The sequence below is a fragment of the Ramlibacter monticola genome (assembly GCF_016722785.1).
In the GTDB taxonomy this organism is placed as follows: domain Bacteria; phylum Pseudomonadota; class Gammaproteobacteria; order Burkholderiales; family Burkholderiaceae_C; genus Ramlibacter; species Ramlibacter monticola.
Genome location: NZ_JAEQNE010000009.1, coordinates 18,559 through 43,959, shown reverse-complemented (window position 1 = coordinate 43,959; position 25,401 = coordinate 18,559). Strand labels below are relative to the sequence as shown.

General features: G+C 70.4%; 26 protein-coding genes and 1 riboswitch. Of the genes, 9 read left to right on the top strand and 17 right to left on the bottom strand.

The window, feature by feature from the left end:
* Window positions 1-19: 19 nt before the first annotated feature.
* Together JJ685_RS26135 and JJ685_RS26130 are read right to left on the bottom strand one after the other, a co-directional pair.
* A complete protein-coding gene (locus JJ685_RS26135; protein ID WP_201677315.1) occupies window positions 20-1,387 on the bottom strand; it encodes a peptidylprolyl isomerase in 1,368 nt (455 codons plus the stop codon).
* A gap of 12 nt (window positions 1,388-1,399) precedes the next feature.
* Window positions 1,400-3,832 (bottom strand): LPS-assembly protein LptD, encoded by a 2,433-nt coding sequence (locus tag JJ685_RS26130; protein ID WP_201677314.1) that lies wholly within the window; start codon window positions 3,830-3,832, stop codon window positions 1,400-1,402.
* Between the two features lie 66 nt (window positions 3,833-3,898).
* Here JJ685_RS26130 and JJ685_RS26125 point away from each other — a divergent pair, with 66 nt between their 5' ends.
* Together JJ685_RS26125 and JJ685_RS26120 are read left to right on the top strand one after the other, a co-directional pair.
* A complete protein-coding gene (locus tag JJ685_RS26125; RefSeq protein WP_201677313.1) occupies window positions 3,899-4,975 on the top strand; it encodes an aminoglycoside phosphotransferase family protein in 1,077 nt (358 codons plus the stop codon).
* A 4-nt stretch (window positions 4,976-4,979) separates the two neighbouring features.
* Window positions 4,980-5,690 (top strand): 16S rRNA (uracil(1498)-N(3))-methyltransferase, encoded by a 711-nt coding sequence (locus tag JJ685_RS26120; RefSeq protein WP_201677312.1) that lies wholly within the window; start codon window positions 4,980-4,982, stop codon window positions 5,688-5,690.
* On the opposite strand, the gene JJ685_RS26115 is transcribed toward JJ685_RS26120, so the two are convergent.
* Together JJ685_RS26115 and JJ685_RS26110 are read right to left on the bottom strand one after the other, a co-directional pair.
* Window positions 5,687-6,187 carry a universal stress protein gene (locus JJ685_RS26115; RefSeq protein WP_201677311.1) on the bottom strand — a complete coding sequence of 167 codons (501 nt, stop codon included), beginning with the start codon at window positions 6,185-6,187 and terminating at the stop codon, window positions 5,687-5,689. The two genes, JJ685_RS26120 and JJ685_RS26115, sit on opposite strands and share 4 nt — an antisense overlap.
* 46 nt (window positions 6,188-6,233) lie before the next feature.
* Complete coding sequence (locus JJ685_RS26110; RefSeq protein WP_236599300.1) at window positions 6,234-6,875, bottom strand: universal stress protein; 642 nt, start codon at window positions 6,873-6,875, stop codon at window positions 6,234-6,236.
* On the opposite strand from JJ685_RS26110, the gene JJ685_RS26105 reads away from it, so the two are divergent.
* Window positions 6,867-7,259: a LysR substrate-binding domain-containing protein gene (locus JJ685_RS26105; protein WP_201677310.1), complete on the top strand. Its 393-nt coding sequence runs from the start codon at window positions 6,867-6,869 to the stop codon at window positions 7,257-7,259. The genes JJ685_RS26110 and JJ685_RS26105 overlap by 9 nt on opposite strands.
* Window positions 7,260-7,289: 30 nt before the next feature.
* Here JJ685_RS26105 and JJ685_RS26100 read toward each other — a convergent pair whose 3' ends face one another.
* Together JJ685_RS26100 and JJ685_RS26095 are read right to left on the bottom strand one after the other, a co-directional pair.
* Window positions 7,290-8,138 (bottom strand): alpha/beta hydrolase, encoded by an 849-nt coding sequence (locus tag JJ685_RS26100; protein ID WP_201677309.1) that lies wholly within the window; start codon window positions 8,136-8,138, stop codon window positions 7,290-7,292.
* Window positions 8,139-8,194: 56 nt separating this feature from the next.
* Window positions 8,195-9,661 carry a M20 family metallopeptidase gene (locus JJ685_RS26095; protein WP_201677308.1) on the bottom strand — a complete coding sequence of 489 codons (1,467 nt, stop codon included), beginning with the start codon at window positions 9,659-9,661 and terminating at the stop codon, window positions 8,195-8,197.
* Between the two features lie 80 nt (window positions 9,662-9,741).
* Between JJ685_RS26095 and JJ685_RS26090 the strand changes: the two genes are divergently transcribed.
* The gene (locus JJ685_RS26090) at window positions 9,742-10,500 is read left to right on the top strand and encodes a DUF72 domain-containing protein (protein WP_201677307.1); all 759 of its coding nucleotides are present in this window, start codon (window positions 9,742-9,744) and stop codon (window positions 10,498-10,500) included.
* Here JJ685_RS26090 and JJ685_RS26085 read toward each other — a convergent pair.
* On the bottom strand, window positions 10,497-11,087 hold the full coding sequence (locus JJ685_RS26085; protein WP_201677306.1) for an IMPACT family protein: 591 nt from the start codon (window positions 11,085-11,087) through the stop codon (window positions 10,497-10,499). The two genes, JJ685_RS26090 and JJ685_RS26085, sit on opposite strands and share 4 nt — an antisense overlap.
* Window positions 11,088-11,198: 111 nt before the next feature.
* Here JJ685_RS26085 and JJ685_RS26080 point away from each other — a divergent pair, with 111 nt between their 5' ends.
* The gene (locus JJ685_RS26080; RefSeq protein ID WP_201677305.1) at window positions 11,199-11,660 is read left to right on the top strand and encodes a DUF421 domain-containing protein; all 462 of its coding nucleotides are present in this window, start codon (window positions 11,199-11,201) and stop codon (window positions 11,658-11,660) included.
* Here JJ685_RS26080 and otnI read toward each other — a convergent pair.
* From otnI to JJ685_RS26050, 6 genes are all read right to left on the bottom strand, one after another.
* The gene (gene otnI, locus JJ685_RS26075) at window positions 11,647-12,462 is read right to left on the bottom strand and encodes a 2-oxo-tetronate isomerase (RefSeq protein WP_201677304.1); all 816 of its coding nucleotides are present in this window, start codon (window positions 12,460-12,462) and stop codon (window positions 11,647-11,649) included. The two genes, JJ685_RS26080 and otnI, sit on opposite strands and share 14 nt — an antisense overlap.
* A 15-nt stretch (window positions 12,463-12,477) precedes the next feature.
* Entirely contained in the window at window positions 12,478-13,488 is a 1,011-nt protein-coding gene (gene denD, locus JJ685_RS26070) for a D-erythronate dehydrogenase (RefSeq protein ID WP_201677303.1), read from the bottom strand.
* Window positions 13,489-13,547: 59 nt separating this feature from the next.
* Window positions 13,548-14,924: a chromate efflux transporter gene (gene chrA, locus JJ685_RS26065; RefSeq protein WP_201677302.1), complete on the bottom strand. Its 1,377-nt coding sequence runs from the start codon at window positions 14,922-14,924 to the stop codon at window positions 13,548-13,550.
* A 4-nt stretch (window positions 14,925-14,928) separates the two neighbouring features.
* Window positions 14,929-15,513: a methionine biosynthesis protein MetW gene (gene metW / locus JJ685_RS26060; RefSeq protein WP_201677301.1), complete on the bottom strand. Its 585-nt coding sequence runs from the start codon at window positions 15,511-15,513 to the stop codon at window positions 14,929-14,931.
* Between the two features lie 79 nt (window positions 15,514-15,592).
* Entirely contained in the window at window positions 15,593-16,768 is a 1,176-nt protein-coding gene (metX, locus tag JJ685_RS26055; RefSeq protein ID WP_201677300.1) for a homoserine O-succinyltransferase MetX, read from the bottom strand.
* Between the two features lie 113 nt (window positions 16,769-16,881).
* Entirely contained in the window at window positions 16,882-17,439 is a 558-nt protein-coding gene (locus tag JJ685_RS26050) for a TMEM165/GDT1 family protein (protein WP_201677299.1), read from the bottom strand.
* A 7-nt stretch (window positions 17,440-17,446) separates the two neighbouring features.
* Window positions 17,447-17,628: riboswitch (yybP-ykoY riboswitch) on the bottom strand.
* A 120-nt stretch (window positions 17,629-17,748) separates the two neighbouring features.
* Between JJ685_RS26050 and JJ685_RS26045 the strand changes: the two genes are divergently transcribed.
* The 3 genes from JJ685_RS26045 (at window position 17,749) to JJ685_RS26035 (ending at window position 20,369) form a co-directional block, all read left to right on the top strand.
* Complete coding sequence (locus tag JJ685_RS26045; protein WP_201677298.1) at window positions 17,749-18,951, top strand: ammonium transporter; 1,203 nt, start codon at window positions 17,749-17,751, stop codon at window positions 18,949-18,951.
* 245 nt (window positions 18,952-19,196) lie between these two features.
* The gene (locus tag JJ685_RS30155) at window positions 19,197-19,580 is read left to right on the top strand and encodes an RNA recognition motif domain-containing protein (RefSeq protein WP_201677297.1); all 384 of its coding nucleotides are present in this window, start codon (window positions 19,197-19,199) and stop codon (window positions 19,578-19,580) included.
* Window positions 19,581-19,850: 270 nt separating this feature from the next.
* Window positions 19,851-20,369 (top strand): RNA recognition motif domain-containing protein, encoded by a 519-nt coding sequence (locus JJ685_RS26035; RefSeq protein WP_201677296.1) that lies wholly within the window; start codon window positions 19,851-19,853, stop codon window positions 20,367-20,369.
* 49 nt (window positions 20,370-20,418) lie between these two features.
* Here the strand turns inward: JJ685_RS26035 and JJ685_RS26030 are convergent, their stop codons facing one another.
* Genes JJ685_RS26030 through JJ685_RS26015 form a run of 4 tightly spaced genes read right to left on the bottom strand, consistent with a single transcriptional unit; the run spans window position 20,419 to window position 23,315 of the window.
* Window positions 20,419-21,198 carry an SDR family oxidoreductase gene (locus JJ685_RS26030; protein ID WP_408015500.1) on the bottom strand — a complete coding sequence of 260 codons (780 nt, stop codon included), beginning with the start codon at window positions 21,196-21,198 and terminating at the stop codon, window positions 20,419-20,421.
* Window positions 21,198-21,821, bottom strand: coding sequence for an LPS export ABC transporter periplasmic protein LptC (gene lptC, locus JJ685_RS26025; RefSeq protein ID WP_330901852.1), 624 nt, complete (start codon window positions 21,819-21,821; stop codon window positions 21,198-21,200). Before lptC ends, JJ685_RS26030 begins: the two co-directional genes overlap by 1 nt.
* The gene (locus tag JJ685_RS26020; RefSeq protein WP_201677295.1) at window positions 21,818-22,360 is read right to left on the bottom strand and encodes a KdsC family phosphatase; all 543 of its coding nucleotides are present in this window, start codon (window positions 22,358-22,360) and stop codon (window positions 21,818-21,820) included. Before JJ685_RS26020 ends, lptC begins: the two co-directional genes overlap by 4 nt.
* 1 nt (window position 22,361) lies before the next feature.
* On the bottom strand, window positions 22,362-23,315 hold the full coding sequence (locus tag JJ685_RS26015; RefSeq protein WP_236599307.1) for a KpsF/GutQ family sugar-phosphate isomerase: 954 nt from the start codon (window positions 23,313-23,315) through the stop codon (window positions 22,362-22,364).
* 99 nt (window positions 23,316-23,414) lie between these two features.
* On the opposite strand from JJ685_RS26015, the gene JJ685_RS26010 reads away from it, so the two are divergent.
* The gene (locus tag JJ685_RS26010) at window positions 23,415-25,397 is read left to right on the top strand and encodes a cation:proton antiporter domain-containing protein (protein WP_201677293.1); all 1,983 of its coding nucleotides are present in this window, start codon (window positions 23,415-23,417) and stop codon (window positions 25,395-25,397) included.
* Window positions 25,398-25,401: the final 4 nt, after the last annotated feature.

Sequence of the window (25,401 nt, the reverse complement as noted above, 5' to 3'; positions counted from 1 at the left end):
AATTGGAATCTGACCCCATTTATTGGGGAGGCTCGCGGTACTCCACGTAGGCCCGGCCGCGCACCTCCTGCGCCCACCGGACGTAGGCTTCGTCGAGCTTGCGCTCGCGCACCAGGTTGCGGACGACTTCACGCTGCTCGCGCGCCGACAGCGTGGACTGGCGGCGCTCCAGCAGCTGGATCAGGTGGGCGCCGAAGCGGCTGACGATCGGGTCGGCGATCTGGCCGGGCTTCAGCGCGGCGAGCACCTCCTCGAACTCCGGTACGAACATGCCGGGGCTGGCCCAGCCCAGGTCGCCGCCGTTGCGGGCGCTGGCGTCCTGCGAGTTCTCCCGCGCGAGCTGGGCGAAGTCGGCCTGGCCAGCCTCGATGCGGCGCTTGAAATCGGCCAGCTTCTGGCGCGCCGCCGCCTCGGTCAGCTGCGCGTTCGGGCGCAGCAGGATATGCCGGGCATGGGCCTGGGTGACCGCCACTCCCGCGTTCCCGAGCCGGCGCTTTTCCAGCACCTTGACGATGTGGAAGCCGGCTGCCGAGCGCAGCACGCCGGTGAGGCCGCCCGCCTGCAGATCGCGCGTGGCCTCGACGAACATGCCCGGCAGCCGGTCCGCGGTGCGCGTGCCGATCACGCCGCTGTTCGAGGCCGCGCCGGCGGCGTCGGAGTTCTCGCGGGCGAGCTTGCCGAAGTCCTCGCCGCCGCGGGCGCGCTGCAACAGCTGCTGCGCCTTCGCCTCGGCCTGGGCCGCCTGCGCCGGGGCGGCGTCGTCGGGCACGGCCACCAGGATGTGGGCGAGGTTCAGCTCGGTCAGCGCCGGGTCGCCGGCGCCGTCCTGCTGCTCGCGCAGGTACTGCTCGACGTCGAGGTCGGAGACCTTCACCCGCTGCTCCAGCTCGCGGTCGCGCAGGCGCTGCAGCAGGATCTGGTTGCGCAGGTCCTCGCGGAACTGCGCCACGTCGATGCCCTCCTGGCCCATGCGGCGGCGCAGTTCGGGCAGGGCGATGCCGTTCTGGCGGGCGATGTTCAGTTCCGCCTGGTCCACCAGGCTTTCGTCGACCCGCACGCCGGTTTCCCGCGCCACCTGCAGTTGCGCCTTCTCGGTGATCAGGCGCTCCAGCACCTCGCGGGCCAGCTGGCCGCGCGGCGGCATGGCGGAGCCCTGCTGCGCGAGCTGCTGCTCGTAGCGCAGCATGCGCGTGCGCACCTCGTTGTTGGTGATCGGCTCGGAATTGACCACCGCCACGATGAAGTCGGCGGGGCGAGGGCCGCTGTCGCGGGCGGCAGGGCGGCCGGCGCCCAGCTGGGGCGTGGGTCGCAGGCCCTGCGCGGCCGCGGGCAGGCCGGCCGCCAGCGCGCTGCCGGCCAGGACCAGGGCCAGGAAACGGGAATTCATCGTCTATGCACTTTAATCGTAATTGCTGAACCGGCTGGGAACGGTGGTGCGCTCGCGCAGGTACTGGTAACGGGGGATATTGTCCTTGAGTGCCTGCAGGGCGTTGGAGCCGAGCCGGCTGAATCCGACGAACTCGAGCTGGAACAGGACGCGCTTGTTGGCGCTGTCGGTGCCGGACGTCATGCGCTCGAACACGATGCGCCCCAGCCAGCAGCCGCCGTCGTACTCGAGGCCGAGAACGCCCTCGGTGATCCTCGGCGCCGGCTGGTTCACGTCCCGCAGGCTGATGTTGATGCGGCCCACGCTGTACCAGCGGCCCTCGCCCTGGCCCCGGCCGGGGCCGAGTTCCTGGCCCTTGTCGCCCCACAGGTCGTTCAGCGGCCACTGCCAGCCGATGTCGATCTGCTCGCTGGGGATGGTGCGCTGCAGGCGATACGCCGCGCTGATCACCCGGTAGTTGCCGGGGCTGTAGCGCGCACCGATGGTCGAGCGGATCGACTGCCCGGTCTTCGGGTTGTACTGCAGCGTCATGTCGGTGCTCCAGCGCGGGACGAGGTTCACCGAGGCGCCGAACAGCAGGTCCGACAGGCGCTCGCTCACCGGGCTGCCCCCGGGCAGGGTCACGAGCTGGTCCTTGAAGCGCAGGCGGTTGGCCACCGAGAAGCGCGCCGTCTCGGCGCCCGTGTTCTGGTCGATCAGCCGGGTGGACACGCCCAGCGTCAGCAGGTTGTTGTCGGAGATCCGGTCGTTGCCGCTGAACGCGTTCTCCGTGTAGATGCTGGCGAAGTTGAAGTCGTTCAGCGCCGAGTCGTAGTTGGGCAGGCTGTTCTGGTCGCGGAAGGGCGTGTAGACGTAGAACGCGCGCGGCTCCAGCGTCTGCAGGAAGTCGCGTCCGAACACGTGGGTGGGCCGCTCGAACACCAGCCCCGAGTCGAGGCTGAAGGTGGGCACCGTGACGCTGGCCGTGCTCTGGCCGGCCGCCGTGGCGGCATCGAAGTTGTAGTACCGCGTGTGCAGCTGGCCCTTGGGCGTCACGAACCAGCCGGGCGCCTGGAACGGGCGGCTCACCTGCAGCAGGGCGAAGCTGCGCTGCCCGTTGGGCTGCGTGATCTCCGCCGGCGGGTTGGTGGGGAACAGGTTGCGCAGCTCGTCGGAGATGCTGTGCGTGAAATGCGTGTAGTCGGCCTCGACGTAGCTGTCGAAGCCGCCGGGCAGGGCGGTGCGGGTCTGGCGGGCGGTGAACTGCGGCGCGCGGTTGTACGGCGGGATGATCGGCGCCGTCAGGTCCTGCAGCGTCTGCCAGCGCAGCACCCGCGCGCTCATGCTGACGTCCTTCCAGGCCCATGCCAGCGTGCCGTCGTTGGTCAGCAGGCGCTGCGTCAGCGACGAGGAATCGCGCGAGAAGTCGCGCCAGTAGTCGTCGTCGCTCACCCGGTTCAGGTTGAGCGACAGGTTGCTGGTGCCCAGCCCCGGCAGCTGCAGGCCGCTCTGGGCGTGCGTGCCGGAGAAGCCCCAGCGATCGCGCTCGCGCAGGCGGTCGTTGGCCATGAAGTTGCCGCGGACCTGGCCCCGGTAGCTCGGTTCGAGGTAGCGGAATTCGCCGCCCAGGTCCACGCCCCGGCGGGTCATGATCGTCGGATAGAAGGTGGCGTCGCGGTTGGGGGCGATGTTCCAGTAGTAGGGAAGCGTGACCTCCAGCCCGCTCACGTTGTCCAGGCCGATGGTGGGGGGCAGGACCCCGCTCTTGCGCCCGTCGCCCAGCGGGAAGCTGAGGGACGGCACCGGCAGCAGCGGCACTCCCTTGAAGCTGAGGACGGCCTCCTTGGCCACCCCGATTTCCTCTTCCTGGTCCAGGCTGATCGAGGCGGCGCGCAGGATCCAGTCCGGCATCCAGCCCGGGCCCGGCTTGCGCTGGCAGGTCGTGTAGGTCGCCTTGCGGATGAGGGCGTGCTTGTCGTCGGCGAACTCGATCCGCTCGGCTTCGCCGTAGGCGTCGTTGAGGAGGAAGCGGTAGCGCGGCTCGTTGAAGAAGCCCTCGAAGGCGTCGACCTTCAGCTCCAGCAGCGTGCCTTCGAAGATGTTGCCGGCCTTGTTGATCCGCACGTTGCCGCTGGCGCGTGCCAGGTCGTCCGGCTGGTGGTACTCGATGCGGTTGGCCCGGATCACCGTGTCGCCGCGCCGCAGTTCCGCGTTGCCCTCGATGATCGTTTCCACGTCGGGACGGCCGCGCACCTGGTCGCCCTGGACGAACACAGGCAGCTGCGGGCGCGCGGCCGGCGGGATGTCCTCGCGCAGTTGCGGCGCAGGCTTCAGGCGCGGGGCGGGCTCGCCATCGGCCGGGGCCTGGGCGTAGCCGGCCGCGGGCTGCAGCAGCGTCGCCGCGACGAGTGCCACCGGGCTGAGCGCGAAGCGCGCGACGCAGGCCTTGTTTCTCGGGTGATGCATCGGGAAGGCGAAGACAGCGCGCCGGTTCTCCGGCGCGCCACGTTGGATTTGTAGAATCGATTATCCATGAGCGATTCCGCGCCCTCCCCTTCCGCCGTCGCCTGGAGCGACTCCCGGCGCGAAGCCGCATTCCACGGCTGGCTCGCCCGGGTCGCCCCGGCGCACGCCCTGCAACCCGCCACGCTGCGGCCGGCCTCGGCCGACGCCAGCTTCCGCCGCTACCTGCGCATCGACGGCGCGGGCCGCTCCTTCATCGTGATGGACGCGCCGCCCGAACGCGAGAACTGCGAGCCCTTTGTAAAGGTCGCGCAGCTGATGGCCGACGCCGGGCTGAACGTGCCGCGCGTGCTCGATTGGGACGCCCCGCAGGGCTTCATGCTGCTGGACGACCTGGGCGCGCAGACCATGATCGAGGTGGTCGATCCGGCCCATGCGCAGGCGAACCAGTCGCTGTACCTGCGCGCCGTGGATGCGCTGGTCGCGTGGCAGCTCGCCTCGAAGCCCGGGGTGCTGCCGCCCTACGACGAGGCCCTGCTCGCCCGCGAGCTGGCGCTGTTCCCCGACTGGTACCTGCGGCAACACAAGCAGTTGGAACTGACGGCCGCGCAGCGCGCCACGCTGGATGCGCAGTTCAAGCTGATCGTGCAGCGCAACCTGGCGTCGCCCGGCGTCTACGTGCACCGCGACTTCATGCCGCGCAACCTGATGATCCCGCGCGACCCGGCCGAACCGCGGCTGGGCGTGCTCGACTTCCAGGATGCCGTGTATGGGCCGATCACCTACGACATCGCCTGCCTGATGCGCGATGCCTTCCTCAGCTGGGACGAGGAGTTCGTGCTCGACGTCACAGTTCGCTACTGGCAGAAGGCGCAGAAGGCCGGCCTGCCGGTGGACAGCGACTTCGGCGAGTTCTACCGCGGCGTCGAGTGGATGGGCCTGCAGCGGCACCTGAAGGTGGCGGGCATCTTCGCGCGCCTGACCTTGCGCGACGGCAAGCCGAAGTACCTGGCCGACGCGCCCCGCTTCATCGCGTACATCCGCGCCACCGCCAACCGCTACCGCGAGCTGGCCCCGCTGGCGCGGCTGGTCGACGAGGTGGAAGGCACGGACGCCGTCGCCGGCTACGCCTTCGGCCGCATCTAGACCCGTGCCCCGCCTCTACTGCGGCGAGCCCCTCGCCACCGGCGCCGTGCTGGCGCTTGCCGCTGGCGCGGCGCGGCACGTGCAGGTGCTGCGCCTGCAGCCGGGAGACACCATCACCCTGTTCGACGGCCGCGGCGGCGAGTACGACGCGCGGATCGAGCACATGGGGCGCACCGAGGTGCGCGTGCAGGTCGCCGCCCACCGCGACCTCGAATGCGAGACCGGCGTCGCCGTCCACCTCGCGCTGGGCATGCCCGCCAACGAACGCATGGACTGGCTGGTGGAAAAGGCAACGGAACTCGGAGTCGCCTCGATCCAGCCGCTGCTGGCCGAGCGCAGCGTGCTGCGGCTGGCGGGCGAGCGGGCGGAGAAGAAACAGGCGCACTGGCAGGCGGTGGCGGTAGCGGCCTGCGAGCAGTGCGGGCGCAACCGGGTGCCGGTGGTGCATCCGGTGCAGCCGCTGGTGGCGTGGGTGGCGGCGCAGGGGAAGCCCGGCTTCGTGCTGTCGCTGCGCGAGGGCACGCAGGCGCTGGCGCGGGCGGCGGCATCGCTTGGCGAAGTCACGCTCCTGAGCGGGCCCGAAGGCGGCCTGGCACCGGCGGAAGAAGATGCCGCGCTGGCGCGCGGCTGGCAGGCAGTGCACCTGGGGCCGCGGGTGCTGCGGGCCGAGACGGCGCCGCTGGCCGCGCTCGCGGTGCTGACGCTGGCCGCCTAATCGGCCAGCGCAATCGCCAGCAGCGTTCCGACGGCCGCCGGAATCCCGTACCGCTCCCACTTCGACACCGCCGTCCCCGCGATCACCTCCACCGGCACGGTGGTGAGTTCCAGCACCCGGTTCACCACGCAGTCCTCCACCAGCCGCACCAGCGAATCCTTGCGGGCCGTTCCCATCAGGATGCGATCGCAGCGCAGGCGATGCGCCGCCTGCGTGATGCACAGCGCGCTGTCGCCCACCGCGGTGTGCACGGTGTACGGGATGCGCGCGCGGTCGAGCCGCTCGCGGCAGGGCCGCAGGGCGTCGCGCGACTGCTCCCGGTAGAAGCCCTCACGCTCGTGGCGGGGAACGAAGCGCGCGACGTGCCAGCGGAACGGCGTCTGCACGTTCAGCAGGTGGACTTCCAGCGCGTTGCCCTGCAGGACCAGCCGCACCACGTGCCGGAGGACGGCCTCGTCATTCGGCGAGCCCGCAATGGGGACGAGGATCTTCTGCATGCCGTACAGCATACCGAAAGCAGCGTTGCCCTGCGCTCCCCGCCCCTCACTCGGCCGCCGCCAGGAACAGCGCCAGCACCGCGGCGAACGCCGCCGGGATGCCATAGCGCTCCCAGTTCGACACGCCTTGGCCCGCCACCACCTCGACCGGGACGGTCGTGAGTTCCATCACCCGGTTGGTGACCGAGTCCTCCACCAGCCGCGTCAGCGTGTTCTTGCGCGCCGTGGCCAGCACGATGTGGTCGCAGTGCAGCCGCTCCGCCGTCTGGGTGATGCAGCGCGCGCTGTCGCCCACCTGCACGTGCACGGCGTAGGGGATGCCGAAGCGGTCCAGCCGCTCGCGGCAGGAGCGCAGCGCCTTCTCGGCCTCCTCGCGGTGGAAGCCGTCGCGGTCGCGCTTGCGCACGAAGCGCGCCACGTCGATGCGGAACGGCGGCTGCACGTTCAGCAGGTGGATCTCCAGCGCGGTGTTGTTCATGAAGAGACGGATCACGTGCTGGATCGCGGCCTCGCAGTTGCGGGTACCGCGGACGGGGACGAGGATCTTGTCCATGCTGCTGCCTCCGACGCGTTGGACGAAAGTCGGGCCCGCCGGTTCCGGCTTGCGCGCGGCAGCGGCCGTGCGGCTGCGGAAGTAGAGCTTCAGGAGCTCCATGGCCAGCGGGGAAACGAAGAAGAAATGAATCATGAGCAGCCAGTCGTCGGCCGTGAGCGGGACCGTGTCGAGGCGGCGCTCGCCGCCTTCGCCCGGCGGGGGCTCGCCCCGCGCATCCGGATGGAGTTGGGCAGCAACGAAGCGATCCGGGAAGCGATCCTGGCGGGGGCGGGGGTCGCCGTCCTGCCCCGCCACCTGCTGGGCGCGCAGCCCGAGCCGCCCGGACTGGTCTGCCTGGACGTGGAAGGCTTCCCGCTGGAAAGCATGCTGCAGTTCGCCTGGCCGGTGGGCAAGCAGCTGGCGCCGGCGGCACGGGCCTTCCTCGATTTCGCGCGCTCGCAGGCCGAAGGCCCGCTGCCCGGGGCGCCGGCCGCCGTCCCGGCACGGCTGCAGGCCATCGAGCTGCAGTACACGTGAAGAGGGCCGCCGCGCGTCAGCGGCCCGGGTTCAGAACCGGGCGTCCAGCCACTGCTGCAGGTGGCTGAAGACCGGCTGCGCCCCCGCTTCGTTGAAGACCTCGTGGTAGGCGCCGGCGAAGCAGTGGGCGCCCACCATGTTGCGCGGGGCGGCTTTCGCGAAGACCTTGCTGCCCTTCGGGTCGACCATGTGGTCGTCGCCGGCGAACAGCAGCAGCGTGGGCACGGACCAGCGCGGTGCGCAGGACCGCACCAGCGCGCCCTCGTCGGCGATGAAGCGGGCCAGCCGCCCCGAGATGCGATCGTGCACCAGCGGGTCGTCGCGGTAGGCCTGCACCACCTCGGGATCGTGCGACAGGTAGCGCGGATCCAGCCCGTTGCCGACAGTGAGGTCGGGCGCCACCCGCGGCACGACCGCCAGCAGCAGCTTCTGCAGCGGGTTCAGGCGCGGCGCCAGCGCCGGCGAGGACAGCACCAGGCCGTCGACCGGCGCGATGCCGCGCGCCACCAGGCCGGCGGCCACCAGGCCGCCCAGGCTGTGGCCCAGCAGGACGAGCGGCAGGCCCGGGCTGCGGCTGCGGGTGCTTTCCACCAGGTCGGCCAGGTCGTCCAGCAACCGGTGGGGCTGGGGCAGGGCGCCCCGCGTGCCGCCGGACTGGCCATGGCCGTAGTGGTCGTAGCCGCGGACCAGGAAACCCCAGTGGCTCAGGAGCCGCGCCAGCCCGTCGTAGCGGCCGGCGTGTTCCCCCAGGCCATGCACCAGCAGCACGAGCGCCCGCGGCCGGACGCCGTACGACAGATGCCAGTCCTGCACCGCCAGGTTCTCTCCGTCACTGGCGGTATAGGTGGTCAGGGTCGATTCGGGGCCCGGGTGGCTCATCGGTCCCGATCATGGCGGGCCGGCCCATCCTGTCAATGACCCGTTTGGACGGCAGTTCAGGGCATTTGCGCCATCACCTCCGCCACCGCCGCGGTCAGGCGCTTGGCGTAGGGGACGTGCAGGAACTCGTTGGGCCCGTGGGCGTTGCTGCGCGGGCCCAACACGCCGCAGACCATCATCTGCGCCGCCGGGAAGCCGGCGCTGAGCATGTTCATCAGGGGGATGGTGCCGCCCTGGCCGATGTAGCCCACCGGCGCGCCGAAGTGCGCCAGCGAGGCGGCATTGAGCGCCTGCTCGAACCAGGGGGTGGTGGGCGGCGCGTTCCAGCCGGAAGCGGCGCTGCCGGACTCGAAGGTCACGACCGCTTGGTAGGGGGCGTTGTCTTCCAGCAGCGTCTTGAGTTCCTGCACCGCCTGGCCCGCGTCGATCAGGGGCGGCAGGCGCAGCGACAGCTTGAAGGCGGTGTAGGGCCGCAGCACGTTGCCGGCGTCCTGCAGGGCGGGCAGGCCTTCCGCGCCGGTGACCGACAGCGTCGGCTTCCAGGTGCGGTTGACGAGCGCCTCGACCGGGTCGGTGGTGGTCGGCAGCGCGAACACGGTGGAGCCGCCGCAGTCCGCATGGGCCCAGGGGAAGCGCTTGTAGACCTCTTCGCCCAGGATGGCGGCGGTCGCCTTCGCCTGCGCCAGCCGATCGGCGGGCACCTCGCAGTGGAAGCTGGCCGGCAGCAGCCGGCCGGTCTGGCTGTCTTCGAGGCGATCGAGCACCTGCCGCATGATGCGGAAGCTGGAGGGCACGAGGCCGGAGGCGTCGCCGGAGTGCACGCCCTCGGTCAGCACCTGCACCTTGAGGGTGCCGCCGGCCAGGCCGCGCAGGGAGGTGGTGAGCCACAGCTGGTCGTAGTTGCCGGCGCCGGAATCCAGGCAGATCACCAGGCCGACGTCGCCCAGGCGCGGGCGCAAGGCATCGACGTAGGGCAGCAGGTCGTAGGAGCCGGACTCCTCGCAGGTCTCGATGAGGCCGACGATGCGCGCGTGCGGCTTGCCCTGCGCCTTGAGCGCCTGCACCGCGGCGATGCTGGCGTAGACCGCGTAGCCGTCGTCGGCGCCGCCGCGGCCGTAGAGCTTGCCCTCTTCGTACTTGGGCGTCCACGGGCCGAGGCCGGCGCGCCAGCCGGTGAACTCGGGCTGCTTGTCGAGGTGGCCGTACATCAGGATCGTCTGGGCCGCCCCGGGCCGGGTGCCCTCGATCTCGAAGAACAGCACGGGGGTGCGGCCCGGCAGTCGCACGATCTCCAGCTTCAGGCCCTGGACCTTCTGCGCCTCGACCCAGCTGGCGGCGTTGCGCAGCACCGTCTCGATGTAGCCGTGCTGCTCCCATTGCGGGTCGAAGCCGGGCGACTTGGCGGGAATGGCGATGTAGTCGGTGAGCTGGCGGACGATGTCGCCGTCCCACTGCTGGGTGACCTGGTCCAGGGCACGGACGCTGTCGAGGATCGTGGAGGGGAGGTCGCGAGGCTTGTTCATGCATGCAACTGTACGCGGCAGCCGGTGGCTGGGCTAGGATGCGCCGCGGATGTCCCCTGGCCCTTCACTTCTACCTCCCTATGGAACAACGCATCCACGTCGGCGTCGGCGGCTGGACCTTCGAGCCCTGGCGCAGCAACTTCTATCCGGCCGGGCTGCCCCACAGCAAGGAGCTGCACTACGCCAGCCGCCAGCTCACCGCGATCGAGGTGAACGGCACCTTCTACAGCACCTTCCAGCCCTCCACCTTCGCCAAGTGGCGCGATGAAACGCCGGAGGGCTTCGTGTTCTCCCTCAAGGCGAACCGGTTCGCCACCCACCGGCGGGAGCTGGCCTCGGCGGGCGACAGCATCGCGCGCTTCGTCGGCAGCGGCATCGCCGAACTGGGCGACAAGCTGGGGCCCCTGCTGTGGCAGCTGATGCCGACCACGCCCTTCCGGCCGGACGACCTCGAGGCCTTCGTGCGCCTGCTGCCGCGCGAGGTGGGCGGAAGGGAGCTGCGCCACGTGCTGGACGTGCGCCATCCCAGCTTCGCCTGCGAGGAGTACCTGGAGCTGCTGGCGCGCAATGGCTGCACCACGGTCTACACGGACTCGGACAAGTTCCCTTCGATCCCCCATGCGCGCAGCGAGCTGGCGTACCTGCGCCTGATGCGCAGCGAATCGGACTGCGCCACCGGCTACCGGCCGGACGACATCGCGGCCTGGGTGAAGGGGGCGCAGGAGTGGGTCGCGGCGGACCCGCGCAGCGAGGCGTTCGTGTTCTTCATCAGCGCGGCGAAGGAACGCAATCCGGCGGCGGCGATGGAGTTCCTGCGCCAGCTGCGCGAAGGAAGCTAGTCGGCATCGAGCCAGTGCAGCTGCCCCTGCCCTGACTCGTTCAACCGGGAGCGCAGCGCCGCCGCCGCATCCTCCGTCACGGTGAACGCGATCTCCACCGCCTCCCCGTGCTGCACCTGCCCGAGGCTCGCGCCCGCCTCCTGCAGCTCGCGCCGCACCAGCCCCTCCAGCGAATACGGCACCCGGCAGGCGAACTCCAGCGTGCGCCGCAAGGGCAGCTTTTCCGCCTGCAGCAGCGCCTGCGCCACCGCGTCGGTGTACGCCCGCACCAGGCCGCCGGCGCCCAGCTTCACGCCGCCGAAGTAGCGCACCACCGTCGCCAGCACGCCTTCGAGCTGCTGGTGACGCAGCACCTCCAGCATCGGCCGGCCCGCCGTGCCGCCCGGCTCGCCGTCGTCGTTGGCCGCGGACTGGCCGCCGGCCAGCAGGGCCCAGCAGACGTGGGCGGCGCCCGGATGCTGCGCCCGCAGCAACTCGACGACCTGCTGCGCTTCGGGGCGGCCCGCCACCGGCTGCACGCAGCCGATGAAACGGCTCTTCTTGATCAGCAATTCGCTGTGGACGGGACGCGCCAGGGTCAGGGCCATGCGGCAAGCCTAACCCAGCGCTGGCGCACATCCGATTCCGCCTTCGTCCGACATGGCTGAGCCATCCGGCTGCATCACTCTTCCGTGAGAGTAACAAGGGAGAACGACGGGATGTTCGACATGCAAGCCCCCTGGTGGGAATTCGTCGTCCGCGCCAGCGTGGTCTACATCGCGCTGCTGGTCATGGTGCGCATCAGCGGCAAGCGCACGGTGGGCCAGTTCACGCCCTTCGACCTGGTGGTGGTGATGCTGCTGTCCGAAGCGGTCAGCGGCTCCATCAACGGCCAGGACCAATCGCTGCCCGGCGGCCTGATCGCGGCGGCGACCCTCGTGGCGCTGGACGTGCTGATCGCCATCGGCAGCTCGCGCAGCCGCCGCTTCGACGCGGCGATGCAAGGCAAGCCGGTGCTGGTGGGCCGGGACGGCGTGATCTACGACGACGTGCTGAAAAGCCAGCGGGTGCCGCGCAGCGACCTCGACAAGGCCCTGCGCGCCGCCGACTGCCAGGTCGAGGACATGCGCATGGCCGTCCTCGAGGCCGACGGCAACATCGACATCCTCAAGAAGACCTAGCCTTGCGCATCCACCCGAGGCCCGCGGACGTGCCGCCCGGCTGCGCGCCGCGCGCCGGCCGGTACTCGCAGCCCACCCAGCCGTCCCAGCCGCAGGCCGACGAGACCTCGTCGATCACCGAGAACAGGTAGTCGTAGTTCACCTCGCCGAGGTCCGGCTCGTGCCGCTGCGGCACGCCGGCGATCTGGAAGTGGCCCACGCGGCCGGTCGGCAGGTACTGGCGGATCTTCATGGCGACGTCGCCCTCGACGATCTGGCAGTGGTACAGGTCCATCTGCACCTGCACGTTGAGCGCGCCGATCTCCGACAGCAGTTGGTGCGCCTCGTCCTGGCGATTGAGGAAGAAGCCGGGGATGTCGCGCGTGTTGATCGGCTCCAGCAGCAGGTTCACGCCCTGCTGCGCGGCCTCGCGCGCCGCCCAGCGCAGGTTCTCGATGTAGACCGGGCGCAGGGCCGAGCGCTCCTCGTCCTTCGGCACCAGGCCCGCCATCACGTGCACGCGCGGGCAGCCGAGCGCCTCGGCGTAGCGCAGCGCCTTGGCGATGCCCTCGCGGAACTCCTTCTCGCGCCCGGGCAGGCAGGCCAGGCCGCGCTCGCCGGCATCCCACTGGCCGGGCGGCGCATTGAACAGCACCTGCTGCAGGCCGTTCGCCTGCAGTCGCGCGGCCAGCGCCTGCGGCTCGAAGTCGTAGGGGAACAGGTACTCGACCGCCTGGAAGCCGTCGCGGGCGGCGGCCTCGAAGCGGTCCAGGAAGGCATGCTCCGGATAGAGCATGGAGAGGTTGGCGGCGAAACGCGGCATGGCGGCTCCCCCGGTTCAGCGCACCGGCAGCTTGACGGCCTGCGGGTTCTCGCGCACGTACTCGCGCACGATGCTCTCGAAATCGCCGTCGGGCCGCAGGCCCAGGCCCTGCGCGCGCGTGGACTTCACGTCGCCGGGCCAGGTGCTCACCAGGCGCTCGATCGCCGGGTCCGGCGTCCAGTCGAGGAGCCCGGCGGCATCGCTGCCGGCCACCCGCTCCAGCGCCGCGGCCATCTCGCCCACCGTGGTGCGCAAGGCCGGCAGGTTGACCGCGGTGAGCGGCCCCCACTCGGCGTCCGACGCTTCCGCGGCGCGGACGATGCCCTCGATGGTGCGGCCCGGCGAGGCCAGCGCCACCACCGTCGCAGCCGCCACCGGCACCTGCGCGCGCACGCCGGCCAGCGGCTCGCGCAGCATGCCGGACAGGAAGCCCGAGGCCGCGCCGTTGGGCCGCCCGGGGCGCACGCTCACGGTCATCAGCCGCACGCTGCGGGCGCGGATGAAGCCCTTGCGGCCGTAGTCCGCCATCAGCTGCTCGCCGACGAACTTCTGGATGCCGTAGCTGCTTTGCGGCGTGGGCAGGGTGAAGTCGTCGATGCCGGTGGGCATGGGCTGGCCCGGCAGCTTGCCGAACACGGCCAGCGAACTCGCGAACACCACCGTGGGCCGGGTGCCCAGCGCGCGGCAGTTCGCCAGCAGCGTCTGGGTGGCAGCGAAGTTGCTGCGCATGCCGAGGTCGAAGTCGGCCTCGCATTCGCCGCTGACGGCCGCCGCGAGGTGGAACACGCAGTCGGTGCCGGCCTGCGGCAGCTGACCGCCGGCGAGCAGCTCGTTGAGGTCGCCGCCGACGAAGCGCACGCGCGCGTCGTCCTGCAGGTCCTGCGGCGGCGGCGCGCGGTCCGTCAGGGTGATCGAGGCGATGCGCTGGGCGGCGCCGCCGGCCAGCGCCAGCGTGCCCCTGGAAAGAAGCGTGCGCGCGAGGCGCGCGCCGAGGAAGCCGCTGCCCCCAGTGATCAGGATGTTCATCTGGCGTGTGTCTCCATGTGGGCGGCCCCGGGCCGCATTGTTCGATGCGCAAGCATATGTCAGGCGGCGCCGGAGAGTCGCAGCGCCATGCCCAGCAGCGCGCATGCGGCGATCACCGGGATCACGCCGGCCTTGAAGTGGAACAGCGCGAGGGCGGCCGCGGCCGCGATGGCCAGCGCCACCCCGTCGACGGGCAGGCCCAGCGCCGGCCGGGCCTGCGCGATGTGCAGCAGGAAGAAGAGGGCCAGGCTGCCGATCACGCCCACCACGGCCGCCGTGATCGCGGTCAGCGGCGCGGTGAAGCGCAGGTCGCCGTGGGTGGACTCCACCAGCGGCCCGCCCGCCAGGATGAACAGGAAGGAAGGCAGGAAGGTGAACCAGGTGACCACCGTGGCCGCGAGCGCGGCCCCCGCGAACAGCGCGTCGGGCCCGAGCACCTGCCGGGTCCAGCCACCCACGAAGCCGACGAAGGCCACGACCATGATCAGGGGGCCGGGCGTGGTTTCGCCGAGGGCCAGGCCGTCGATCATCTGCGCCCCCGTGAGCCACTGGTACTGCTCCACCGCGCCCTGGTAGACGTAAGGCAGCACCGCATACGCCCCGCCGAAGGTGAGCAGGGCCGCCTTGGTGAAGAACCATCCCATGCGCGCCAGCGTGCCTTCGAATCCCTGCGTGACGACCAGCAGCGCCATGGGCAGCAGCCACAGGACCGCGCCCACGCCCACCACCTGCGCCAGCCGCGTCCTGCGGAACCGGGCGTGCGATGGCGTGGGCGTGTGGTCGTCGATCAGCGCCGGGCCCCAGCGCTTGTCCGCCTTGCCGTGGCCGCCGCCGGCGGCGAACTGCGCCGGCGCGATCCGCGCACCGGCGACGCCGGCCAGTGCCGCCGCCGCGACGACCAGGGGAAAGGGCAACTTCCACCAGGCGATGCAGGCGAAGCTCGCGAGCGCGATGGCCCACAGCAGCGGCACCTGGCGCGGGCTCCGGAGCGTGCGGCTGCCGATGCGCCATACCGCGTGCAGCACGATCGCGGCCACCGCGGGCTTGATGCCGTAGAACAGGCCCGCCACCCAGTCCACCTCGCCGTAGACGAGGTAGACCCAGCTCAGCGCGACCAGGATGAACAGCGAGGGCAGCACGAACAGAGCGCCCGCGACGATGCCTCCCCAGGTGCGGTGCATCAGCCAGCCGATGTAGGTGGCGAGCTGCTGCGCCTCGGGGCCGGGCAGCAGCATGCAGTAGTTGAGGGCATGCAGGAAGCGCCGCTCCGAGATCCAGCGCTTCTGCTCCACCAGCTCGCGGTGCATGATCGCGATCTGGCCGGCCGGCCCGCCGAAGCTGATGAAGCCCAGCCTGAGCCAGAACTTCAGCGCCTCGCCGAAAGGCACGGACGCGGGGGGCGCGGCCAGCGCCTCGGGAGGGCCGGCCGCCTGCATCGCGCTAGCCCCGCTCGAACTTGAACACCGCGGTGCCGGCGGTGAGGTTGGGCAGCATCCGCCGCTCCTGGCCGTCCTGCAGGCCGAAGGCGTCCAGGATGGTGAGGCGGTTCTTGGTCGCCAGCACCTCGAAGTCCTTGTAGGTGCCGACGCGGATGTTGGGCGTGTCGTACCACTGGTAGGGCAGGCGCTTGGTCACGGGCATGCGGCCGCGCGCGACGGACAGCCGGTTCGGCCAGTGCGCGAAGTTGGGGAAGGCGACGATCCCCAACTTGCCCACCCGCGCCGTCTCGCGCAGCATCCATTCGGCATTGCGCAGGTGCTGCAGGGTGTCGATCTGCAGCACCACGTCGAAGGAGTCGTCCTCGAAGACGGTCAGGCCCTGGTCCAGGTTCAGCTGGATCACGTTGACCCCGCGCCTGACGCAGGCCAGCAGGTTCTCGTCGTCGATCTCGATGCCGTAGCCGGTGCAGCCGCGCTCGCGCTGCAGCAGGTCCAGCAGCGCGCCGTCGCCGCAGCCCAGGTCCAGCACGCGCGAGCCCGGCGGCACCAGCTTCGCGATCGTGTGCAAGGTTGCCTTGTCGGTCATCGAGCCCCCACGCTTGTCACTTCGTGTCCTGCGCTGGCCTCCGAGGGGGCCTTCGCGTCCTGGGGCGGCCCGGCGACGCTCACAGCACGGCTCCCGCGGGCAGGTCGGCGAGGGTGTCGGCGGCTGCCGCCACGGACTCGGCCGCGATGCGGTCGAAATAGGAGCGCACCAGCGACAGGTAGCGCGGGTCCTCCAGCAGGAAGGCATCGTGCCCGTGCGGCGCGTCGATCTCGGCGTAGCTGACGTCGCGTCCGTTGTCCAGCAGCGCCTTGACGATCTCGCGGCTGCGTTTCGGCGAGAAGCGCCAGTCGGTGGTGAAGCTGACCAGCAGGAACTTCGCCCGGGCGACGGCCAGCGCGCGGGTGAGGCTGCCGCCGTGGCGCGCCGCCGGGTCGAAGTAGTCCAGCGCGCGCGTGATCAGCAGGTAGGTGTTGGCGTCGAAGTACTCGCTGAACTTGTCGCCCTGGTAGCGCAGGTAGCTCTCGATCTGGAACTCGATGTCCTGCGTCGTGTAGCGCAGGTCCATGCCCTCGCGCAGCTGGCGCCCGAACTTCTCGTTCATCACGTCGTCGGACAGGTAGGTGATGTGGCCGACCATGCGGGCGATGCGCAGCCCCCTCTTGGGCACGACGCCATGTTCGTAGAAGTGGCCGCCGTGGAAGTCCGGGTCGGTGACGATCGCGCGCCGTGCGACTTCGTTGAAGGCGATGTTCTCGGCGGTGAGGTTGGGCGCGCTGGCGACCACCACCGCGTGCCGCACGCGCTCCGGGTACTGCAGCGTCCACGACAGCGCCTGCATGCCGCCGAGGCTGCCGCCCATCACCGCGGCCAGCTTGCGGATGCCCAGGCCGTCCAGCAGGCGGGCCTGCGCGTGGACCCAGTCTTCCACCGTCACGACGGGGAAGTCGGCGCCGTACACGCGGCCCGTGTCGGGGTTCACGTGCATGGGCCCGGTCGAGCCGAAGCAGGAGCCCAGGTTGTTGACGCCGATGACGAAGAAGCGGTCGGTGTCCACCGGCTTGCCGGGGCCGATCATGGTGTCCCACCAGCCTTCGGACTTGTCCTGGCCCGCGTAGACGCCCGCCACGTGGTGCGAGGCGTTGAGCGCGTGGCAGATCAGGACGGCGTTGCTCCTGTCGGCGTCGAGCGTGCCGTAGGTCTCGTAGGCGAGCGAGTAGCCGCGGATGGAGGCGCCGCTCTGCAGGGCAAGCGGCGCGTCGAACTGCATCGAGCGAGGCGTGGCGATGAAGGACATGGAACGAAAAAAACCCGGCCCCGCTGAAGCGGGCCGGGTCTCGGCCTTCTTTAGCGGCATTTATTGAGCGCCCGCAAGCGAGGCAAATCGGCGCTGGGGGCAGTATAGCCCGCCTACTTCAGCAGCGCGAGCACGCCCAGCACCAGGAACACCACGGCGCCGACGCCGTGCACCGCGCGGATCGGGACCTTGCGCATGAGGCGGTCGCCGAACCAGACCACCGGCGCATTGGCGATGATCATGCCGAGCGTCGTGCCGGCCACGACCGCGGCCCAGGCGTTGTACTCGGCGGCCAGCATCACGGTGGCGATCTGCGTCTTGTCGCCCATCTCGGCCAGGAAGAAGGCGATCACCGTCGCGCCGAAGACGCCGAACCGGTGCTTGCCGCCGGCTTCGTCTTCGTCGATCTTGTCGGGGATCAGCATCCAGATGGCCATCGCGATGAACGAGCCGCCCAGCACCCAGCGCAGCAAGTCCGGGCCGAGCGCCTGGGTGACCCAGCTGCCCAGCGCGCCGGCCAGCGCATGGTTGAACACGGTGGCCACGAAGATGCCCAGCACGATCGGCCAGGGCTTGCGGAAGCGCGCGGCCAGCACGAGGGACAGCAACTGCGTCTTGTCGCCGATTTCGGCGAGCGCGACGATGCCGGTGGAAACGAGGAAGGCTTGCATGGAAGAGGGACTCCGGCCGGTACGCACGCACCATTGACTGCGCAGCATCCCCGGCCTGAAACGGAGGCTGCACAGTCAAAGGTCTCGCCAAACCGAAGCGTCGCGGGTGCCATGCGCCGTGAGGCGCAAGTCTGTTGACAACCGCCCCTTTCGAGGTGAAGGGAGGCTACTCCCCAATGACTGGGCCGTATTGTAGCAGCGGCCGCTCATGCACGCGGATGGGCTCAAATATTGCTTTAGTTTGGTGCGGTGGCCGGATTCACGGCCAAAACGCACCACAACGACGCGAATCATTCCTCTGGGGGAACAATGGAAGCACTAAAACAGGGCGCGGACGTCCTGTTCATTCTGCTGGGCGCCATGCTGGTCCTGGCCATGCATTCGGGGTTTGCCTTCCTCGAACTGGGCACCGTGCGCAAGAAGAACCAGGTCAATGCGCTGGTGAAGATCCTGGTGGATTTCTCGGTGTCGACCGTCGCCTACTTCCTCCTGGGCTACGCCGTCGCCTACGGCACCGGCTTCCTGGTGGGCGCCGACCAGCTCGTCGCGCGCAACGGCTACGAACTGGTGAAGTTCTTCTTCCTGCTCACCTTCGCCGCCGCGATCCCCGCCATCATCTCCGGCGGCATCGCCGAACGCGCCCGCTTCGGCCCGCAGCTGATCGCCACTGCGGTCATCGTCGGCATCGTTTACCCGCTGTTCGAGGGCGTGGCCTGGAACCAGCGCTTCGGCATCCAGGGCTGGATCAAGTCGCTCACCGGCGCGGAGTTCCACGACTTCGCCGGCTCGATCGTGGTGCATGCCGTGGGGGGCTGGCTCGCGCTGCCCGCGGTGCTGTTGCTCGGGGCCCGCAGCAACCGCTACCGCAAGGACGGCGCGATCTCCGCGCACCCGCCCTCCAACATCCCTTTCCTGGCGCTGGGCGCCTGGGTGCTCACGGTGGGCTGGTTCGGCTTCAACGTGATGAGCGCGCAGACCATCGACAAGGTCTCTGGCCTGGTGGCCGTGAATTCGCTGCTGGCGATGGTGGGCGGCACGCTGGCGGCGCTGGCCCTGGGACGCAACGACCCCGGCTTCGTGCACAACGGGCCGCTGGCCGGCCTGGTGGCGGTGTGCGCGGGCAGCGACGTGATGCACCCGATCGGCGCCCTGGCCGTGGGCGGCGCTGCGGGCGCGATCTTCGTCTTCATGTTCACGCTGACCCAGAACCGCTGGAAGATCGACGACGTGCTGGGCGTGTGGCCGCTGCACGGCCTGTGCGGCCTGTGGGGCGGCATCGCCTGCGGCATCTTCGGCAGCAGGACCTTCGCGGGCCTGGGCGGGGTGAACCTGGGCGCGCAGTTGATCGGCAGCCTGCTGGGCGCGGCCTGGGCGCTCGCCGCAGGCTTCGCGGTCTACGGCGTGCTCAAGGTCGCGGTGGGCCTGCGGCTGTCCCCGGAAGAGGAACACGAGGGCGCGGACCTGGCGATCCACCGCATCGGCTCGACGCCGGAGCGCGAGGCCAACTGGTAACCGCATTGGCATCGCGCCGTCATTTCGCCCCGTTCCCCGGCTCAGCCTGTGGTGCGGGCGCCGCAGGCGGGGCGGCCAGGACGCCTTCGGGGCATCCCGGGGTACCCAAGTTCGCAATCGCGCGCATAATGCTCGCCTCGGACCGCGAAGGCGGCCCGTGTGTGCGGTGTTTGTCGGTCTCGCGTGTCTTTGCTGCGTTTGCGGACTCCATCGCTAATTCCAGCGTTTTTTCTCAGGAGTCCGTAATGGGCAACAAGCTTTACGTGGGGAACCTCCCCTATTCCTTCCGCGACGACGACCTCCAGCAGGCGTTCAGCCAGTACGGCACCGTGGCCAGTGCCAAGGTCATGATGGAGCGCGACACCGGCCGTTCCAAGGGCTTCGGCTTCGTCGAGATGGGCAGCGCCGCCGAGGCGCAGGCCGCCATCCAGGGCATGAACGGCCAGCAGAACGGCGGCCGCGCCCTGGTGGTGAACGAAGCCCGTCCGATGGAGCCGCGCGCGCGCGGCTTCGGCGGCGGCGGCAACGGCGGCGGCTTCGGCGGCGGCCGTGAAGGCGGCGGTGGTGGCGGCGGCTTCGGCGGCGGCCGGCGCGAAGGCGGCGGCGGCTACGGCCGCGACCGTTACTGACACGCCTGTAGGCGAGTCCTTACGATCACACAAAGGGCCTACGGGCCCTTTTTGTTTTGGGCCTCCGCCACGGCACCATCGTTCCTTTTTTCATCCGAATGCGGTTTGGCCCCCTTGCCACCGCCACGCTGATGTGCTCCATAATGGGTTCGCGTGGTCAAGTTTTACACGTGGGTTGCGTTGGACAGGTGCCTTCTCGCGTCAGTCGGTTGAATGCGGTTTCGGGACTCCATCGCTAATCGTCAAATGCTTTTTGGGGAGTCCCATTGAATGGGCAATAAACTGTACGTAGGCAACCTGCCCTACCAGATGCGCGACAGCGACCTCGAACAGGCCTTCAGCCAGTTCGGCCAGGTCAATAGCGCGAAGGTCATGATGGAACGCGAGACCGGTCGTTCCAAGGGCTTTGGTTTCGTCGAGATGGCCAGCGACGCCGAGGCGCAGGCTGCCATCACCGGCATGAACGGCCAGCCCCTCGGCGGCCGCAGCATCGTCGTCAACGAGGCACGCCCGATGGAGAACCGTCCGCGCGGCTTCGGCGGTGGTGGCGGCGGCTACGGCGGTGGTGGTGGCGGCGGCGGCTACGGTGGTGGCGGCGGCGGCTATGGCGGCGGCGGCGGTGGCCGCTCCGGCGGTGGCGGCGGCTACGGTGGCCGTGGCGGCGGCGGTGGTGGTGGCGGCCAGGATGGCGGCTTCCGCAGCCCCTATGGCGCCGGCCCGCGCGGCGGGCGCTCGGGCGGCGGTGGTGGCGGCGGCTACGGCGGCGGCGGCGGCAACAACAACTACTGAGCGCGAACGAATCGCGAAAAGGCTCCTTCGGGAGCCTTTTGTCTTGGCCTCACGCCTCCCCGTGCCGCTGCTTGCGCGCGCGCCCCGCGAGGAGCCGGTCGAACAGCGGGTCGGGCAGCACGCGCAGGAGCTTGGCCACCACGCCCATCTGCCACGGGATCACGCGGTAGCTGCGGCCCGCGTCGATCACGCGGAAGGCGCGTTCGGCGAAGTCCTCCGCGCGCATCAGGAAGGGCATGCCGTAGCGGTTCTGGCGCGTGAGCGGCGTGTCGATGTAGCCGGGCGCGATCGTCACGACCCGCACGCCCGTGCCGCGCAGTTCGCCACGCAGGCTCTCGCAAAAGCTGATCACGCCCGCCTTGCTGGCGCAGTACGCGCCGTGCCCCGGCAGGCCGCGGATGCCGGCGACACTCGCGATGCCGACCAGGCGCCCGCTGCCCCGCTGCCGCATGGGCGCGATGAAGGGCTGGAAGGTGGCGGCCAGCCCCACGTTGTTGACCGCGAAGGTACGCGCCAGCACGGCCAGGTCTTCGCGTAGCGCGGTGTCCACGCCCAGGCTGATGCCGGCATTGGCGATCACCACGTCGGGCACGCCCTGGTCGGCGAGGCAGGCCGCACCCGCCGCCGCGATGCTGTCCGGGTCGGCGACGTCGGCCCCGAGCGCGCGCCAGCGCTCCGGGGCGAGGCCCTGCGCGCGCGCCCACTCGGCCATCTCCGCACTGCGCCGCGCCACCAGCGCGAGGCGCCAGCCGGCCCGTGCATAGCGCGCCGCCAGCGCCTGCCCGATGCCGCTGGACGCGCCCGTGATGAACGCGAGGGGCGCCGCCATCAGCGCGCTGCCTGCTTCGGCTGCAGCGTGCCGCGCACGTCGCCGGAGAGTTCCAGCACGCGCTTCTGGTGGTCGTAGTTCAGGCTGTTGCCGCGGAAGGTGTCGTCGCCGCGCCGCAGCGTCACCGGCTTGTTGGAGATCACGCGCTCCTGCTCCATGTAGGCGTGCAGGAACTCCCCGCGCATTTCCATCTTCGGGTCGGCGGCGCGCCGCTCGGCGGCCGCCTCGCGCGTGACCACCGCGTCGCCGATCAACTGCACCTGCGAGCCGTCGGCGTTGCTGATGCCGCGCTTCGCGCTCGCCACCACCACGGCGCCGTCGGGGCTGAAGGAGCGGATGCGCGGCTCGTCGATCTCCATCGTGTCGGTGTCGGCGAAGTGGCGCGCCTCCACGCCACGGATCTCGTTCTTCAGTTGACCGGCCGGGTCGAAGGACTTCACCGAAAAGCCGCGCACGAAGTAGTCCGGCTCGTGGGTGGGCGGGCGCTCGGGTGCGTTCGGCGCGAAGGTCGGGGTGCTGCGGGCCAGCCAGTAGGTGCCCAGCGCCAGCAGGCCCATCAGGATGACGGGCAGGTAGATCGTGATCCGGTCCCAGGCACGGCCGAAGCCGCGCAGCGGCGTCACCGGTAGGCCTCCAGCAATTCTGCGTAGCGTCCGCAGGCGACCAGCAGGAGATCGCAGAACTCGCGCGCCGCGCCCTGGCCGGCCGCGGCCTGCGTGACGTGCCGCGCGCAGTGGCGCACCTCGACGTGCGCGTGCGGCGGCGCCACGGCGAAGGCCACGCGGCGCAGCACCGGCAGGTCGGGCCAGTCGTCGCCCATGGCCGCGGCCTGCGACCAGTCCAGCCCCAGGTCGGCCAGCGACTTCTCGGCGGCCGGCAGCTTCACCTCGGTGCCGTAGTGCACGTGCTTCACGCCCAGCGCCTCGAGCCGGCGCCGCAGGGGCTTGGAATCGCGCCCGGTGATCACCACCGGCGTGATGCCCGCGCGCTGCAGCAGCTTGAGCCCGAGGCCGTCGAGGATGTGGAAGCGCTTGAGCGTCTCGCCCTCGTCGGAGAACAGGATGCCGCCGTCGGTCATCACGCCGTCGACATCGAAGAAGGCGACGCGGATGCCCTGCGCGGCCAGCAGCAGCTCGGGCGGGAAGCTCAGTGCCGGCGCCACGTCAGATCACCTTCGCGCGCATCAGGTCGTTGCTGTTGACTGCGCCGACCAGGACGCCGTCGCGGTCCACCACCAGCACGCTGGTGATGCGGTGCAGTTCCATCTGCTGCGCGGCCTCGGCCGCCAGCGCGTCCACGGAGATGGTCTTCGGGTTCGAGTGCATCACCTCGCGCGCCTTCACGTTGCGCAGGTCCGCGCCCTTCTCGATCAGGCGGCGCAGGTCGCCGTCGGTGAAGATGCCCAGGACGCGGCCGCCCTCGTCGACGATCGCCGACGCCCCCAGGCCCTTGGCGGTGATCTCGCGCATCAGCTGGCTGAAGCTGGCGTCCGGCAGCACTGCCGGGATGTTGTCGCCGGTGCGCATGACGTCGGCCAGGTGCGTCAGCAGCTTGCGCCCCAGCGCGCCGCCCGGGTGCGAGCGGGCGAAGTCCTCGGGCCGGAAGCCGCGCGCATCGAGCAGGGCCACCGCCAGTGCATCGCCCAGCGCGAGCTGCGCGGTGGTGCTCGCCGTGGGCGCCAGGTTCAGCGGGCAGGCCTCTTTCTCGACCCCGCTGTCCAGCACGATGTCGGCGTGGCGGGCCAGGGTGGAGCCGGCCTTGCCCGTCATCGCGATCAGGGGCACGCCCTGGCGCTTGAGCACCGGCAGGATGACCGTGATCTCGTCGCTTTCGCCGCCGTTGGAGATCGCCAGCACGAGGTCGATCGGCTTGATCATGCCCAAGTCGCCGTGGCTCGCCTCGGCGGGGTGCACGAACATCGCCGCCGTTCCGGTCGAGGCGAGGGTGGCGGCGATCTTGCGGCCGATGTGGCCGCTCTTGCCCATGCCCATCACGACCACCCGGCCGCGCACGCTGAGCATGGCCTGCACCGCCTGGGCAAAGCTGTCGCCGAGACGGCCCCGGAGGGCCAGCAGCGCAGCCGATTCGATCTCCAGCGTGTCCTTGGCCAATTGCATGGCGCGCGCGGGCTCGAAGCTGCCCTGCGGCTCCGGTACGGAAGAGGCTGAAACGGTCATCCGCCGATTCTAGAGGGCCCCGTCCGATAGCATCGGGGGGTGACCTCGCTCGAGCTGACCCTGCTCTACCTGCTGGCCGCCGTGCTCGCCGTGGTGCTCTGCCGGTTGGTGCGTCTGCCGCCGATGCTCGGCTACCTCGTGGTCGGGGTGCTGATCGGACCGAACGCGCTGGCGCTCGCGCAGGACTCCGACAGCGTGCGCCACCTGGCCGAATTCGGCGTCGTGTTCCTGATGTTCGTGATCGGCCTGGAGTTCAACATCGGCAAGCTGCGCGCCATGCGCACCCACGTGTTCGGGCTGGGGCTGTCGCAGGTGCTGCTGACCGTGGTCCCGGCCACGCTGGGCGCCTTCGCGCTGGCCTGGTACGCCCCCCGGCTGGCGCCCATGGGCTGGCAGAGCACCCTGGCGCTCTCGGGGGCCCTGGCCATGAGCAGCACGGCCATCGTGGTCAAGATGATGTCGGACCGGCTGGAACTCGATAGCGAGCACGGCAAGCGCGTCGTCGGCGTGCTGCTGTTCCAGGACCTCGCCGTGGTGCCGCTGCTGGTGCTGATCCCCGCCCTGGGCAGCCCGCCGGAGGTGCTGCTGCGCGAGGTGGCGCTGGCCAGCGTGAAGGGCGCCGCGCTGATCACGCTGCTGCTGGCCGGGGGCCAGCGGCTCATGCGCTGGTGGCTCACCCTGGTGGCGCGGCGCAAGAGCGACGAGCTGTTCGTGCTCAACCTGCTGATGGTCACGCTGGGGCTGGCCTGGCTCACCGAGATGGCGGGGCTGTCGCTGGCGCTGGGCGCCTTCATCGCCGGCATCCTGATCTCCGAGACCGAATACAAGGTGATGGTGGAAGCGGACATCCGGCCCTTCCACGACGTGTTGCTGGGCCTGTTCTTCATCACGATCGGCATGCTGCTGGACTGGCGGCCGGTGGCGGAGCACTGGCGCCTGGTGCTGCTGCTGCTGGTGGCGCCGGTGCTGTTCAAGCTGCTGCTGGTGACGGCGCTGGCCAGGCTGTTCGGCGCCACCATGGGCGTGTCGCTGCGCACCGGCCTCTACCTGGCGCAGGCCGGCGAGTTCGGTTTCGTGCTGCTGGCGCTGGCGCAGCAGAACGAGCTGGTGCCGCCGGCGCTGCTGAACCCGGTCCTCGCCAGCATGGTGCTGTCGATGCTGGCCACGCCCTTCATCATCCAGTGGAGCAACCGGATCGTGATGAAGCTGGTGGCGAGCGAATGGCTGATGCAGTCGCTGCAGATGACGCAGATCGCGCGCCGCGCGATCAACGCCAACAAGCACGTGATCCTGTGCGGCTACGGCCGCTGCGGCCAGAACCTCGCCCGCATGCTGGGGCAGGAAGGCATTCCCTACATCGCGCTGGACCTCGACCCGGACCGCGTGCGCCAGGCCAGCGCCGCCGGCGATTCGGTGGTGTTCGGCGACGCCTCCCGGCTGCAGGCGCTGATCGCGGCTGGCCTGGGCCGCGCGAGCGCGGTGGTGATCACCTACCTGGACGTGCCGGCCGCGATGAAGGTACTGGCTGCGGCGCGCCGGCACGCGCCGCAGGTGCCCGTGATCGTGCGCACGCAGGACGACCACGACCTGGAGAAGCTGCAGAAGGCCGGCGCCACCGAGGTCGTGCCGGAAACGCTGGAGGGCTCGCTGATCCTGGCCAGCCACGCGCTGGCGCTGGCGGGCATCCCGATGCGCCGGGTGCTGCGCATCGTGCAGCACCAGCGCGACGAGCGCTACCAGCTGCTGCGCGGCTACTTCCACGGCGCCGACGACGAGGAGCAGGACTTCGAGCAGGAGCGCCTGGCCACCGTGACGCTGCCGCCGGAGGCCGAGGCGCTGGGCCGCGCCCTGAGCCAGCTGCCGCTGGGGGAGCAGGGCGTGCGCGTGGTCAGCCTGCGCCGCAGCAACGGCCGCGTCGTCGACCCGGCTTCCGATCCGCCCCTGAAGGACGGCGATACTCTCGTCCTGTCGGGCCGCCCGGACACGCTGGCGCAGGCCGAGGAAATGCTCCTTCGGGGCTGAAGTG